At 67.8% G+C, this 14,392-nt stretch carries 11 protein-coding genes; all 11 read right to left on the reverse strand.

Features of this window, described 5'->3' with window-relative positions; translation table 11 throughout:
- Window positions 1–18: 18 nt before the first annotated feature.
- The 11 genes from VGT00_00185 to nuoL all read right to left on the reverse strand — a co-directional run bounded on the left by VGT00_00185 (window position 19) and on the right by nuoL (window position 14,324).
- Window positions 19–1,173, reverse strand: coding sequence for an extracellular solute-binding protein (locus VGT00_00185; GenBank protein HEV8529815.1), 1,155 nt, complete (start codon window positions 1,171–1,173; stop codon window positions 19–21).
- 20 nt (window positions 1,174–1,193) lie between these two features.
- Window positions 1,194–2,690, reverse strand: coding sequence for a glycerol kinase GlpK (gene glpK, locus VGT00_00190; GenBank protein ID HEV8529816.1), 1,497 nt, complete (start codon window positions 2,688–2,690; stop codon window positions 1,194–1,196).
- On the reverse strand, window positions 2,687–3,511 hold the full coding sequence (locus tag VGT00_00195; GenBank protein ID HEV8529817.1) for a glycerophosphodiester phosphodiesterase family protein: 825 nt from the start codon (window positions 3,509–3,511) through the stop codon (window positions 2,687–2,689). Before VGT00_00195 ends, glpK begins: the two co-directional genes overlap by 4 nt.
- Before the next feature lies 1 nt (window position 3,512).
- Window positions 3,513–4,403 (reverse strand): sn-glycerol-3-phosphate ABC transporter permease UgpE, encoded by an 891-nt coding sequence (ugpE, locus tag VGT00_00200; GenBank protein HEV8529818.1) that lies wholly within the window; start codon window positions 4,401–4,403, stop codon window positions 3,513–3,515.
- Window positions 4,400–5,284: an ABC transporter permease subunit gene (locus VGT00_00205; GenBank protein ID HEV8529819.1), complete on the reverse strand. Its 885-nt coding sequence runs from the start codon at window positions 5,282–5,284 to the stop codon at window positions 4,400–4,402. Before VGT00_00205 ends, ugpE begins: the two co-directional genes overlap by 4 nt.
- Window positions 5,285–5,307: 23 nt before the next feature.
- Window positions 5,308–6,639 (reverse strand): sn-glycerol-3-phosphate ABC transporter substrate-binding protein UgpB, encoded by a 1,332-nt coding sequence (ugpB, locus tag VGT00_00210; protein ID HEV8529820.1) that lies wholly within the window; start codon window positions 6,637–6,639, stop codon window positions 5,308–5,310.
- Window positions 6,640–6,765: 126 nt separating this feature from the next.
- On the reverse strand, window positions 6,766–8,391 hold the full coding sequence (locus VGT00_00215) for a glycerol-3-phosphate dehydrogenase/oxidase (protein ID HEV8529821.1): 1,626 nt from the start codon (window positions 8,389–8,391) through the stop codon (window positions 6,766–6,768).
- Entirely contained in the window at window positions 8,388–9,167 is a 780-nt protein-coding gene (locus VGT00_00220; protein ID HEV8529822.1) for an HAD-IIA family hydrolase, read from the reverse strand. Before VGT00_00220 ends, VGT00_00215 begins: the two co-directional genes overlap by 4 nt.
- Before the next feature lie 243 nt (window positions 9,168–9,410).
- Window positions 9,411–10,862 carry an NADH-quinone oxidoreductase subunit N gene (locus VGT00_00225; protein HEV8529823.1) on the reverse strand — a complete coding sequence of 484 codons (1,452 nt, stop codon included), beginning with the start codon at window positions 10,860–10,862 and terminating at the stop codon, window positions 9,411–9,413.
- Window positions 10,859–12,382, reverse strand: a complete 1,524-nt coding sequence (locus VGT00_00230) for an NADH-quinone oxidoreductase subunit M (protein ID HEV8529824.1) — start codon at window positions 12,380–12,382, stop codon at window positions 10,859–10,861. Before VGT00_00230 ends, VGT00_00225 begins: the two co-directional genes overlap by 4 nt.
- Window positions 12,383–12,440: 58 nt before the next feature.
- Window positions 12,441–14,324: an NADH-quinone oxidoreductase subunit L gene (gene nuoL, locus VGT00_00235; GenBank protein HEV8529825.1), complete on the reverse strand. Its 1,884-nt coding sequence runs from the start codon at window positions 14,322–14,324 to the stop codon at window positions 12,441–12,443.
- Window positions 14,325–14,392: the final 68 nt, after the last annotated feature.

The following is a 14,392-nucleotide window of genomic DNA, read 5'->3' on the forward strand; positions in this document are numbered from 1 at the left end:
CGAGACCTTGGCCGGGGCCTACTTCTTCTTGAGGTCCTCCCACTTGACCTCGATGTCGCTGCGGAAGCGCGTCTTGAGGGCGTCGGAGCGCTTGGTCGCCACCGTCTCGTCGTAGACGTTGGAGACATCGCGATCGAAATACGAGCGCACGCCGCCCGTGAACTCCACGGCCAGCTCCGCCGTCGAGCCCGGCGCGCCCTGGACCTTGAACTTCGGCGTGATGGGAAAGAGGCCGCGCTCCATGAAGACCTTCTGCCCGCGCTCGGTCAGGAGGAACTCCACGAAGGCGCGCGCGGCCTTGGGATTGCGGGCGCCGGCCAGGATGGCCATGGGCTCCGGGGTGACGAAGGCGTTCTTCGGGGCCACGTACTTGATGTCGAAGCCCGCCAGCTTCTCCTCGAAGGCCATGTACGAGGGCACCGCGAAGCCCGCGGCGAACTCGCCCTTGGCGACCACGGTGGGCACGTCGCGGCTGCGCGCGGTGAAGTGCCCGGTCTGGGAGGCCAAGCGTGTCAGCCACTCCCAGCCCTTCTCCTCGCCGAGCATGGAGAGGATGACCTCGTACGTCGCGTTCGAGGAAGACGAGCGCGTGGGCGCGCACTGCGCCACCTCGCCCTTGAGCTTCGGATTCAGCAGGTCGTCCCATTCTTTCAGCTCGGGGACGCCGAGCCGCTGGAGCCGACGCGGATGGTACACGAGCCCATAGGGCTCCAGCGCCGTGCCCACCCAGTAGCCGTCCTTGTCCTTGAGAGGAATGGGCCTGGGCTTCCCGATCGAGGCCGGGATGGAATCCCAGGCCGCGCGGGAGATCTCGACCTTCTGGAGCAGCTTCTGCTCGGCCAGCTTCTCGAAGAGGGCCGACTCGCCGCCCCAGAAGATGTCCGCCTCCGGCTTGCCCTTCCACTCCACGATGCGCCCGTACGCGACGGGGGTGCCGGCGGGGATGGCATTCACCTTCACCGCGATGTTCCACTTCTCCTTCGCATAGTCGGCAAAGGCCTTGAGGGAGGCGTCGTGGATGAACTTCGAGATCGGGGTGATCAGGTTGAGCTCGCCTTCTATCTGAGCCTGGGGGGGCGCCCCCGCGGGCGCCTGGGCCCGGGCCGGCACAACGAATCCGGGGACAGCGAGCGGCAGAGCCAGCGCCGCCACCGCGGCGATCAGTCTCGTCATGAATGCCTCCTTGAGGTTGCTCAGTGGTCCGCCCAGTCGCGGGCGTGCTCGACGGCCCGGCGCCACCGCGCATAGGCCGCCTCGCGGGCTTCCGGCTTCGCCGCCGGCACGAAGCGGCGCTCGAGACGCCAGCGCCGGGCGAGGTCCGCGGTCTTCCATATCCCCGCGCCCACTCCGGACAGCGCGGCGGCCCCCAGCCCCGTCGTCTCCGTCATGGCGGGGCGAAGGACTTCAACGTCTAGCACGTCGGCCTGAACCTGGCAGAGAAAATCATTGGCGGCGGCGCCGCCGTCGACGCGGAGGGTGCGGATGGGAACGCCCGCCTCGAGGGCCATGGTGTCGAGAACGTCGCGGCTCTGGAAGGCGATGGCCTCGAGGGCCGCGCGCGCGATGTGAGCGCGGCGGGTGCCGCGCGTGATGCCGATGAGGACGCCGCGCGCATACGGGTCCCAGTACGGCGCGCCGAGCCCGGTGAAGGCCGGCACGAGGTAGAGGCCGCCCGTGTCGGGCACGGACTCCGCGAGCGCCTGGGACTCGTCGGCCCGCGAGATGATGCCCAGCCCGTCGCGCAGCCACTGCACGACGGCCCCCGCGACGAATACGCTGCCTTCGAGCGCATAGGTCGTGGCGCCGTCGAGCTGCCAGGCGACCGTGGTCAGGAGGCCGCGCTCGGAGGCGACGGGGCGCTCGCCCGTATTGAGGAGGACGAAGCAGCCGGTGCCGTACGTGTTCTTGGCCATGCCAGGCTCGAAGCAGGCCTGGCCGAAGAGCGCGGCCTGCTGATCCCCGGCCATGCCCGTGACGGGAATGCCCGCGGGCAGATCGCCGCCCGCCGTCTCGCCGAACAGGCCTGCCGAAGGCTTGACCTCGGGCAGCATCGCCATGGGCACGCCCAGCTGCCCGCACAAGCTCTGGTTCCACTGCAATGTCCGGATATCGAAGCAGAGCGTCCGCGACGCGTTGGAGACATCCGTGGCGTGCACGCGGCCGTCGGTGAGCCGCCAGAGGAGCCACGAATCCACCGTCCCGAAGGCGAGCTCTCCCCGCTCCGCCCGCCCGCGCGCTCCCGGTATCTCGTCGAGCAGCCAGCGGATCTTGGTTCCCGAGAAGTATGGATCGAGCACGAGGCCCGTCCGGTTCCGGAACTCCGCCTCGAGCCCGTCGGCGCGCAGCCGCTCGCAGAATGGCGCCGTGCGGCGGCACTGCCAGACGATGGCATGGTGGATCGGGCGGCCCGACCGGCGATCCCAGACGACCGCCGTCTCCCGCTGGTTGGTGATGCCGATGGCCGCGATGTCAGAGACCGCGATGCGCGCCCGCGCGATGGCTCGCGCCACGGCTTCGATCGTGGTGATCCAGATCTGCTCGGGATCGTGCTCGACCCAGCCGGGCTGGGGGTAGTGTTGCGCCAGCTCCACGTAACCGCTGCCCCGCACGAGGCCGTCGGGATCGACCACGAGCGCTCGTGAGCCGGTGGTGCCCTGGTCGAGGGCGAGGATGTAACGGCGGGCCGTCATCGGCCGAGGAGCGTCTTGGCCACGTCCGGCTGATCGGTGATGAGGACGGCGACGCCGGCGCCGATGAGGCGCTTCATGGCCGCCGCGTCGTTGACCGTCCACGCGCCGACCTGGATCCCCGCCTGCCGCGCCTGGGCCAGCGCGGCCGTGTCCACCACCGTATGCTCCAGGCCGACGAAGCCGACGCCCGACGCCCTCAGCGCCTCGAGCTCGGCCGTGAGCGTGGTGCGCCCGAGCATCCTGGCCGAGTAGAGGGCGCAGATGGCGAGATCGCGACGCAGCTCCCTCATGCGCTTCCAGGTGGCGGGCTCGAAGGCCATCGCCACCGTCGAGCCCACCATGCGGTGACGGTCGAGGATAACCAGGACTTTCTCCTCGATGCCCGGATAGCGGGCGCGGCCGGCGTCGAGCTTGATCTCGAGCAGCATCCGGCGCCCGCCCTGGGACGCGACGGCCGTCACCTCGTCGAGCGTGGGCACGGTCTCGCCGGTGACGGCGCCGGCTCTGTCCTTGAGACGGAGGGCCTTGAGCTCGGCCACGGTCCGGTCCTTCACCGCTCCCTGGCCGTTCGTCGTCCGGTCGAGCGTCGGATCGTGAATGACCACCACCTCGCCGTCCCGGGAGAGGTGAACGTCGAACTCGATGAAATCGGCGCCGAGGGCGACGGCGTTCCGGAAGGCGAGGAGGCTGTTCTCGGGCCAGAGGAGGGCGCCGCCCCGGTGTGCGGCGAGCAGGGTGGCGGGCTTCCCCTGCCCTCCCACCGATCCGGCGACCACGGCGAGACCAACCAGCGCCCAGCCGGCCAGCGAGACCAGGCGCAAGTTATTTCTCGCTCTCGATGAGGCCCTTCACGAACCAGCGCTGCATGAAGATGATGATGGCCACGGGAGGCAGGAGGGCCATCATGGCGCCGGCCATGATGAGGTTCCAGGTGGGCAGCTCGGTGCCGCTGCGCGGGATCAGCCCCTCGAGCCCGATGACCACCGTTCGCATCGCCTCGGTATTGGTGATGAGGAGCGGCCACAGGTATTGGTTCCAGCCGAAGATGAAGAGCACCACGAAGAGCGCGGCGATGTTCGCCCAGGACAGGGGCAGGAGGAACTGGAAGAGGAAGCGGATGGGCCCGGCGCCGTCGAGCTGCGCGGCCTCGGCCAGCTCGTTGGGAATGGTCAGGTAGAACTGGCGGAAGAGGAAGGTGGCGGTGGCCGAGGCCACGAGAGGGATGGTGAGCCCCTGATAGGTATTGAGCCAGCCGAGGGTGCCCACCACCTCGTAGGTGGACATGAGGCGCACGGGCACGGGCAGCATGAGGGTGACGAAGATCATCCAGAAGCAGAGTATGCGCCCGCGGAAATCGAAGTAGACGATGGCGAAGGCCGAGAGCATGGAGATGATGATCTTGCCCACGGCCACGGCCACCGCCATCACCAGGCTGTTCATGAGCATGCGGCCCATGTGGACCTTGCGCCATGCCTCTGCGTAGTTCTCCAGGAGATGCGAAGACGGGATGAGCCGCGGCGGTCGCTGGACGACTTCCTGGATATCCTGGGTGGAGATGACGAAGGCGTAGTAGAGGGGGAAGGTGACCACGGCGATGCAGGCGATGAGCAGCGCGTGCACGATGGCCGCATTCCACGGGAATGGTTTCTTTCGAGGCGCCGCCACCACGCCGACGCGCACACGCTCGAGCTGCCCCGCGCCGACCGCGCTCATCGGTAAGTAACCTTCTTCTCGGCGAAGCGGAACTGGAGCATGGTCAGGCCGATGACGAGGGCCATCAGGATCACGGACTGGGCGCCCGAGGAGCCGAGGTTCAAGCCGATGAAACCGTCCTTGTAGAGCTTGTAGACCATGATGGTCGTGGCATCTCCGGGTCCGCCCTTGGTGACGGCGTCGATGACGCCGAAGGACTCGAAGAAGGCGAACACCATGTTGAGGACCACGAGATAGAACGTGATGGGCGAGACGAGGGGAAAGACGATGGAGCGGAAGCGGCGCACCGGTCCTGCCCCGTCCACGTCCGCCGCCTCCATCACGGCGCCGGGGATGGCGAGGAGCCCCGCGATGTAGAAGGCGATGTTGTAGCCGAGGTGCGTCCACGCCGTGGCCGCGATGACCAGCGTCATGGCCACCCAGCCCTTGAGGAGCCAGTTGAACTCGTAGGCCGTCACGAAGGAGAGGAAGTACGGCAGCACACCGTAGGTGGGATGGAAGATGAAAAGGAAGATGATGCCCGACACCGCGGGCGCGATGCCGTAGGGCCAGAGGAGGAGCGTCCGGTAGGCGGCCAGGCCCCGGATCTTCTGGGTGGCGAGGGCGGCAAGCACGAGCGCCCCCGCCACCGCCAGCACCGTCACCCCCGCCGCGAAGACGAGGGAGTTGGCCACGCTCCGGTAGTACTCGGGGTCGGCGAGCAGCTTGGTGAAGTTCTCCAGGCCGATGAAGGTCATGGTGTCGCCGAAGGGCGAGACGCGGTACAGGGAAAGCTGAAGCGACTTGAGGGCGGGCCAGAAGAAGAAGACCACGGTCACCGCCATCTGGGGAAAGACCAGCACGTATGGCAGCCACCAACTCCGGAAGACCGTCCGTTGCATGACGCCGCCCGCCCGTCCGCGACCTATTGCTTGTTGGCGGCCGCGAACTCCTTGAGGAGGTCGTTGGACTTGGCCGCGGCGTCGTCCAGTCCCTGCTTGGCCGTCTTCTTGCCCGCGAAGATGTTCTCGAGCTCGCTCTCGATGACGTCCCGGATCTGGACGAAATTGCCCAGGCGCAGCCCCTGGCTATTGGGAGTGGCCTTGCCCTTGGTCAGCTGGGCGAAGGCCGTCCACTGGTCTGGGTTCTTCTTGAAATGGTAGCCCGCCTCGAGATTCTTCACCGCGCTGTTCGAGATGGCGAGATAACCGGTGGTCACGTGCCACCACATCTGCTGGTTCGTCTCGGAGACGAACTTGAGGAACCGCGCCGTCCCGCGGTTCTCGTTCGCTGGTTTGCCCTTCATGACCCAGAGGGTGGCGCCCCCGATGATGGAGGTGGCCTTGGGGTAGGGCGGGCCCCAGTGCGGCAGCTGACCCGTGCCCCACGCGAACTTGACGCCGCGGGTGAAGCCGCCGATGAGCGCCGAGGACTGGATGTACATGGCGCACTCGCCGTTGATGAACTTCGGGTCGGCCGTGCCTGCCCGCCCGCCGTAGGAGTAGACGTTGTCCTTCTGCCAGGCGGCAAGCTGGCCGATGTGCTTGACGCCGAACTCCTTGTTGATGAGGAGCTGCACGTCCAGGCCGTCGAACCCGTTCCGCCTGGTCGCGAAGGGCTGGTCGTGCCAGGCGTGCATGTTCTCCACCATCGTCCAGGACGGCCAGCCCGTGGAGAAGCCGCACTTGGCCGCTCCCGAGGCGATGATCTTCTTCGCGTACTCCTCGACCTGCTTCCAGGTCTGCGGCGGCTTGGCGGGATCCAGCCCGGCCTTCTGGAAGACGTCCTTGTTGTAGTAGAAGATCGGCGTGGAGGAGTTGAACGGCATTGAGTAGAGGTTGCCGTCCTTCGTGTAGTAGCCCACCACGGGCGCGATGAAGTCCTTCCAGTCCACGGCGATCTCCTGCTCCTTGAAGAGCTGGTAGACCGGATGCACGGCGCCCGAGAGCAACATGGTCTGGGTGCCGACCTCGAAGACCTGCACGATATTCGGGGCCTGGCGCTGCCGGTAGGCGGCGATGGCCGCGGTCAGGGTCTCCGGATACGTGCCCTTGCGGAGCGCCTTGACCTCGTACTCGGACTGGCTCTCGTTGAACTGCTTGACCAGCTCGTTGGTCGCGTCACCGAGCTGGCCCGGCATGGCATGCCAGAACTGGATCTCCGTCTTGGCCGAGGCGGGTGACGGCGCGAGGGCGACCAGGGCCGAGAGGGCGACGGCGCCGGTGATCGACCGCCAGACAGTCGTGGTGCGAGGCATGGCCGTCCTCCTCGTGGGAAATGGGTCCGAGACGCCGGTCATGCTACCGGAGCTGTGTCTCGCCGGGGTTGCGGGCTCGTGACGTTTGCGCATCGCCGCGCCAAGCGGGTCGGACTATAGCACGAATCAGACGTGCCGGAACTTGAGGCTGCGCTCGACCTGGGCCTGATAGGCCTCGAGCTCGGCCTGGAGACGCCGGGGTGACCAGCCGGCGAGCTCGCCCATGCGGCGGCCCACGGACTCGAAGCAGTCGAGACCCAGGCACGGGCTCTGGCCGATGCCCGTGCGGCGCAGGAGAAAATCCTGGAGGGAGACGGCCATCTCCTCGCGGACGGCGTGGTGGAGCTGGGCCACGATCTCCGGGTTCCGCGGGCAGAGCCGCTCGGCGCCGTCGGGCAGCTTGCGCAGGAGGGCGAGCACGCGCGTGTAGCCGCGTCCATAGGTCTCCACGAGGATCTCGAGCGTCTCCCGCGACAGGCCGGTGGCCGCCATCTCCTCGGAGACGTCCATCCACGCCCGCGCCTCGATCTTGCCCGCCTCGTTGTCGAGCCCGTCGAGGGTCAGCTCCGCGGTGCGCGAGGGGACGTGCCGTCCGAGGGCGCGCATGACGCGGTCGCCGACTTCCTCGGCCAGGCTGCGGAAGCAGGTGAGCTTCGTGCCCGTGATGGAGAGAAACCGGCCCCCGGGGCCCTCGACCACCACCTTGTGATCGCGCGAGACCTTCGAAGCTGATGCGCCTTCCTCGAAGGCCAGCGGCCGCACCCCCGCATACGTGTAGACGACCCGGTCGATGGCCACTCGCGGATCCGGCAGGGCCGGGCGCACGGCGCCGAGCAGGTAGTCGACTTCCTCGCGCGTGGCCCAGAGCCGGTCGGGATCGCCGTCGAAGTCGGTGTCCGTGGTGCCGACCATCGAGAACTGGCGCCACGGGATCACGAAGATCATCCGGTTGTCAGTCGTGGAGACATAGACGGCACGCTCGGTCATGCGCGGGAGCAGGCAGTGAATGCCCTTGGTGGTGCGGAGCACGCGCCGGCCCGCCTCCCGCATGCCCGCCAGCTCGCGCAGGCGATCGACCCACGGGCCGGCGCAATTGACAAGGACGGGAGCGCGTACCGCGTGCACCTGCCCGGTCAGGAGGTCACGCACCCGCACGCCGTCGAGCCCGCTCGCCCCGCGCGTCACCTCCTCGACCTCACAGTAGTTGTGCACGCGGGCCCCGTGGCGCGCCGCGGCCAGCGCGTTCTCGAGGCAGAGCCGCTCCGGGAAGAGCAAGAGGTCGTCGAAGTAGTAGCCGGCGCCCCGAAGGTCCGCGGCCTGGATGGAGGGCTCGAGGGCGAGAGCTTCCACCGGGGGGATGACGCGGAAGCGCTCCGTCTGCTTGCCCGGGGTGAGGAGATTGTAGAGCCACATCCCGATGCGCACCGTGATGAGCCCGCGCTTGGAGCCGCGATAGACGGGCACGAGGAAGGGAAGGGGGCGGACCAGATGCGGGGCCAGCCGCTCGAGGGTCTTCTTCTCGCGCAGCGACTCGCGCACGAGCCTGAAGTCGGCGAGCTCGAGGTAACGCAGGCCTCCGTGGATGAGCTTGGAGGATTTGGAGGAGGTGCCGGAGGCGAAGTCGCCCTTCTCGAAGAGGGCCACCGAGGCGCCGCGCAGGGCGAGGTCACGAGCGACGCCGGCTCCCGCCATCCCGCCGCCGATGACGACGGCGTCGAAGGTGGCTTCACCGATCCCGGACAGCCTGGTCACTCCACGAGCTCCCGGATGGATCGTAGCACGTGGTCCGGAGCCGTCGCGGCGATTCGGGGGTCGCCGGGACGCGTCACCCCCGAGAGCACCAGGATGGTCGCGAGCCCGAGGCGGCGGCCCATGAGCATGTCCGTCTCCAGGCGGTCACCCACGATCACGGACTCGCCCGGTGCGCAGCCGAGGGCGGCCAGGGCGACCTCGAGGATGATGGGCGAGGGCTTGCCCACGATGAGCTCCACGGTGTGATCGGTCACGGCCTCCACGGCGGCGATCATGCCCGCGCAGTCCGGGATCTCGCCGCCCTCCACCGGACACGTGCGGTCCGGATTGGTCGCGATGAGCCGGGCGCCGCCCCGCACGGCCTGCAGCGCGATGTTCAGCTTGGCGTACGTGAAGGTGCGGTCGAAGGCGATCACGACCCACCGTACCCTTTCGTCGTCCCGCACCTCGAAGCCATGGGCGCGCATCTCGGCCTGCATGGGCGGCTCGCCGATCACGAAGACGGGGGCGCCGGGGTCGAGGGTCCGCAGGTGGCGGGCGAGCACGAGGGACGAGTTGATCACGTCGTCGGCCGAGGCGGGAATGCCCAGCCGCGTCAGCTTGGCCGCGTACTCCTCGCGCGTCTGGAGCGGCTTGTTCGACAGGAAGGCGATGCGTCGGCCCTCGGCCCGGAGGGCGGCCATGGCCTCCGCCGCGCCGTCGATGAGCTGCTCGCCGAGGTAGACGGTGCCGTCGAGATCCACGAGCCAGCCGCGATACGGGAATCGAACGGACACTACCGCACTAACGCGTTGACCGCATGCCGGGCCGAGATGCGAGCCAGATCGATTCGGCCCTCGCCTCGGGGCGGCGCCCCTCAGCTCGAAATGCCACGCCCGAGGGAGAAGCCAGCCCGAGGCGTATCCATCTATACGTTGAGGGCTGGCGACGACAGAGAACGTGGCCCTTCGAGCTGAGCGGCCCCGCCGCGAGGCGAGGGCTGAGTCGAATTGGCGAAGTAGATCGGCCCGGCACGGTTGCTAGCGGAGCAAGGGTAACACCGCGGACTGAGCGAGATCGAACAGCGGAGCCGGCATGAGACCCAGCTGCACCACGCCCCACAAGGCGACCACGAGAGCGAGGGCGCCCGCGAAAGATGGGACGACGGTGGTGGGCGTCCCCTCGGGGTCGCGCATGTACATGCTCACGATGACGCGGAGATAGTAGTAGGCCGCGATGGCCGAGTTGAGGACGGCGATGACGGCCAGCCAGATATAGCCGGAGCGCACGGCGGCGCCGAACAGATAGAACTTGCCGACGAATCCCGCCGTGGGGGGGATCCCGATCAGGGAGAGCAGGAAGATCGTGAGCGTCAGTCCCAGCAGGGGGTGGCGGACGGCCAGCCCCGCGGTGTCCTCGATGCGCACGGCCTCCTCCCCGCCCCGCTCGAGAAGCAGGATGACCCCGAAGGCCCCGGCCGTGGTGAAGGTGTAGACGAGCAGGTAGAAGAGCACGCTGCCGTTGCCGAGGGCCCCGCCCGCCACGATCCCCACCAGCATGTAGCCGCCGTGCGCGATGGACGAGAAGGCGAGCATGCGCTTGAGGTTCTGCTGGGCCAGGGCAACGACATTGCCGACCGTCATGCTCAGCACGGCCATGCCCCAGAGGAGGAGCGCCCAGTCGGCCTGCACGGGGCGGAGGGAGGCGAGGAGCACGCGCAAGAACGCCGCGAAGGCCGCGGCCTTGGAACCGGTGGCGATGAGCGCCGTCACGGAGGTGGGCGCGCCCTCGTACACGTCGGCCGTCCACATGTGGAAAGGCACCGAGGAGATCTTGAAGCCGAAGCCGACGATGAGGAGGCCGAAGCCGATGAGGAGCAGGGGGTCGCGGGACGCCCCCGCGGCCACGGCCGCCCCGAGCTTGTCCAGATTGGTCGTGCCCGTCGAGCCGAAGATCAGCGCGATGCCGTAGACGAAGAAGCCCGAGGCGAAGGCGCCCAGCAAGAAGTACTTCATGGACGCCTCGCCCGCCTCGATGCGCGAGCGGAAGAAACCCGCGAGGACGTAGAGCGATAGGGACATCGTCTCGAGGCCCAGGAAGATCACGATCAAGTCATTGGCGCTCGCCATGATGACCATGCCCACGGCGGCGAAGAGCACGAGGATGTAGAACTCCCCTGACTCCTGGCCGCGCCGACGGAGGTAGTCCATGGACACCAGGAGCACGAGCCCCGTGGCGTAGCCGATGACGAGGTTGAAGAAGAGGGCGAAGTTGTCGAGCACCACCATACCCCGGAAGGCCGAGACGTCCGAGCCCCAGAGCAGCAGAGTGGTCACGAGGGCGGCCACCACGCCGGCCAGGCCCACAAAAGCCAGATGCCCGCGCCGGCCTCGCGGGGGCAGGAGGTCGAGCACCATGAGCACGAAGGCCGTCAGGGTCAGCACGATGGCCGGCGCGATCGCGAGCAGCGCCCCTCCGAGCGCTTCGGTCATGGAGTGCGAGGGGCCAGGGCGGCGGGGGCGGCGGCCTTGGTCTGCACCTGGGTGATGAGGGCCTGCACGCTCGCCTCGGTCTTGCTCGTGAAGGGCACCGGGTACACGCCGATCCAGATGATCAGGGCCAGCACCGGCCCCAGGATGACCCACTCGCGAGCCGACAGGTCCGCGAGCCGCCGGTTCTCCTCGCGAGTCACGGGACCGAAGACCACCCGCTGGTACATCCACAGAAGATAGACGGCGGCGAAGATGATGCCGGCCGTGGCCAGCACGGCGGCCAGTCGGTTGACCTGGAACGTACCGACCAGGATCAGGAACTCCCCGACGAAGCCATTGAGTCCGGGCAGGCCGAGCGAAGAGAGACACACGATGAGGAAGAGCACGGACATGGCGGGCATGACCGTCCACAGGCCGCCGAAATCCGCGATGAGGCGCGTGTGTCGGCGCTCGTAGAGCATGCCCACGATCAGGAAGAGGGCGCCCGTGGACAGGCCATGGTTGACCATCTGGATGATGCCGCCCACCAGGCCTTGCGGATTGAGGGTGAAGAGGCCGAGGACCACGAAGCCCAGATGGCTCACGCTCGAGTAGGCGACGAGCTTCTTGATGTCGGCCTGAACGGTGGAGACCCAGGCCCCGTACAGGATACCGATGACGGCGAGGGTGAACATCCACGGCGCGAAGGCGAGGCTGGCCTGCGGAAAGAGGGGTAGGCAGAAGCGTAGGAAGCCGTATGTGCCCATCTTCAGGAGCACCCCGGCCAGGATGACGCTGCCCGAGGTGGGGGCTTCCACGTGGGCGTCGGGCAGCCACGTATGGAACGGCCACATGGGCACCTTGACGGCGAAGGCGAGGGCGAACGCCAGGAAGAGGAGATCCTGGACCCGTCCGGCCGGCAAGACAAAGCGGGCGATCACGGGCAGGTCGAACGTGTAGATACCCGTGGCCGTCCCGTGCAGGAAGTAGAGGGCGAGGATGGCCACCAGCATGAGGAGCGAGCCCGTCAGCGTGTAGAGGATGAACTTGATGGCCGCGTAGACGCGGTTCGGTCCGCCCCAGATCCCGATGATGAGGTACATCGGGATGAGCATGGCCTCCCAGAAGACGTAGAAGAGGAAGAGATCGAGGGCGAGGAAGACGCCGAGCATCCCCGTCTCGAGCAGGAGCATGGTGATGGAGAATTCCTTCCAGCGCCGCTCGATCGAATCCCACGAGGCCAAGAGCGTCAGCGGCATGAGGAAGGTCGTGAGCAGCACGAGGAGGAGGCTGATCCCGTCCACGCCCAGGTGGTAGGAGACACCGAGGGTCGGCATCCACGGCGCCTGCTCGACGAACTGGTAGTCGGCCGCCGTGGGGTCGAAGCGCGCGTAGAGGGGCACGGACAGCGCGAAGGTCACGAGCGTGGTGACGAGGGCCGTGATCTTGACCAGCGCGTCGCTCCGGCGCGGGAGCAAGAAGATGAGGGCCGCCCCGAGCGTGGGGACGAAGGTGACCAGCGAGAGCACGTAGCTGGTCATTGTGAACGCCCTGGAATGGAGGACCCCGCGATGCGGTCAGGGCTCTTCGCGCAAGCGCTCATCGGGGGTGGGCGAAGAGCAGGAACGCGATCACGGCCACGGCGCCCACGAGCATGGTCAGCGCGTAGTTCATGACGAAGCCCGTCTGGAGCTGTCGCAGGCCGCGCGCCCAGCCGATGATGATCTGGGCCACGCCGTTGACGAGGCCGTCGATCACCCGGGGGTCGAAGACGCGCGCGAGCCAGAGGGAGAGCCGATAGAGGGGCTGGACGATGAGGGCGTCGTAGATCTCGTCGACATAGTATTTGTTCAGGAGCAGACGGTGCACGGGGGTCCGCGCCACGCCGATCGTCGCCGGGTCGATGGGCCGGCGCCCGTACATGAGCCAGGCGAGGAAGGCGCCCCCCGCGGCCACGACCACGGCCAGGGCCGCGAGGGCAAGCGCCGTCACGCCGCCATGCTCGGCCTCTTTGAGGGGCAGCACGGGCGAGAGGAAACGCGCGAACGCCGTCCCGTGAGCCGACGGCACGCCCAGCACGCCCGCCACCGCCGTCAGCAAGGCCAGCACGCCGAGGGGCAGCGCCATGATGGTGGGCGACTCATGGACGTGGTGCGCCTGCTCCCTGGACATCCGGGGCGCGCCCATGAAGGCGAGCAGGAAAAGTCGGCCCGTGTAGAAGGCCGTCAGGAGCGCGCCGAGGAGCAGGATGAGCCAGAGCGCGATGTGGCCTTCATGGAAGGTCGAGGCCAGGATCTCATCCTTGGAGAAGAAGCCCGCGAATGGCGGGAGACCGGCCAGCCCCCACGCGCCCACGAAGACGGTGACCGTGGTCACCAGCATGCGGGGCGCGAGCCCGCCCATCTTGCGCAAGTCCTGCTCGCCATTCATCCCGTGGATGACGCTGCCCGCGCCCAGGAAGAGCAGGGCCTTGAAGAAGGCGTGCGTCACGAGATGGAAGACGCCGGCGGCATAGGCGCCCACGCCCACGCCCACGAACATGTAGCCGAGCTGGCTGATGGTCGAGTAGGCGAGCACGCGCTTGATGTCGGTCTGGACGAGGCCGATGGTGGCGGCGAAGAGCGCGGTGAGCCCGCCCACCCAGGCCACGATCTCGAGCGAGAACGGGGCCATCTCGAAGAGCTTGTGACAGCGCGCCACCATGTAGACGCCCGCCGTCACCATGGTCGCGGCATGGATCAGGGCCGACACGGGCGTCGGGCCCTCCATGGCGTCGGGCAGCCAGGTGTGGAGCGGCAGCTGCGCCGACTTGCCGCAGGCCCCCGCGAAGAGCAGGAGCGCGATGGCGAGATAGGTGCCGTGGCTGACCGCGTCGGTGGCATTGGCGAAGACGGCGCCGTAGTCGAGGGTGCCGAAGGTCGTCCAGATCAGCATGATGGCCAGGCCGAAGCCGAAGTCGCCCACGCGGTTGACGATGAAGGCCTTCTTGCCCGCGTCCGAGGCCGACGGCTTTTCGTACCAGAAGCCGATCAGGAGGTAAGAGCAGAGTCCCACCGCCTCCCACCCGACGTAGAGGAGGAGGAAGTTGCCCGCGAGCACGAGCATGGCCATGGAGAAGACGAAGAGATTGAGATAGGTGAAATAGCGGGCATAGCCCGGATCGTCGTGCATGTAACCGGCGGAGTAGACATGGATGAGGAAGCCGACGCCGGTGACCACGAGCACCATCACCGCCGAGAGCTGATCCACCTGCACGGTGATGGCCGCCTTGAAGGCGCCCGCGGCGATCCACGGGAAGAGCTCGCCCACATACGTCTCGCCGTGGAGCACGCGGAGGAAGACCGCGCACGACACGAGGAAGGAAAGGCCCAGCGCGGGCACCGCCACCCAGTGCGCGCGGTGGCCGATCGCCCGGCCGAAGAGGGCATTGACGAGCGTGCCCACGAGCGGAAAGAACGGGATCAGCCAGACGAGTCGTGACATTGTGCTTTTCTGTACAAACCCGCCACACTCTAGCGGATGGGTCCAGGGGTGTCAAGGACGCGACGGGT

It is taken from the genome of Candidatus Methylomirabilota bacterium, from assembly GCA_036002485.1.
In the GTDB taxonomy this organism is placed as follows: domain Bacteria; phylum Methylomirabilota; class Methylomirabilia; order Rokubacteriales; family CSP1-6; genus AR37.

Coding starts and splice junctions, on each gene's coding strand:
- ugpE (HEV8529818.1), bottom strand. CDS start 4,403: ATGAGCGCGGTCGGCGCGGGGCAGCTCGAGCGTGTGCGCGTCGGCGTG.
- glpK (HEV8529816.1), bottom strand. CDS start 2,690: ATGACGGCCCGCCGTTACATCCTCGCCCTCGACCAGGGCACCACCGGC.
- VGT00_00185 (HEV8529815.1), bottom strand. CDS start 1,173: ATGACGAGACTGATCGCCGCGGTGGCGGCGCTGGCTCTGCCGCTCGCT.
- VGT00_00205 (HEV8529819.1), bottom strand. CDS start 5,284: ATGCAACGGACGGTCTTCCGGAGTTGGTGGCTGCCATACGTGCTGGTC.
- ugpB (HEV8529820.1), bottom strand. CDS start 6,639: ATGCCTCGCACCACGACTGTCTGGCGGTCGATCACCGGCGCCGTCGCC.
- VGT00_00225 (HEV8529823.1), bottom strand. CDS start 10,862: ATGACCGAAGCGCTCGGAGGGGCGCTGCTCGCGATCGCGCCGGCCATC.
- nuoL (HEV8529825.1), bottom strand. CDS start 14,324: ATGTCACGACTCGTCTGGCTGATCCCGTTCTTTCCGCTCGTGGGCACG.
- VGT00_00230 (HEV8529824.1), bottom strand. CDS start 12,382: ATGACCAGCTACGTGCTCTCGCTGGTCACCTTCGTCCCCACGCTCGGG.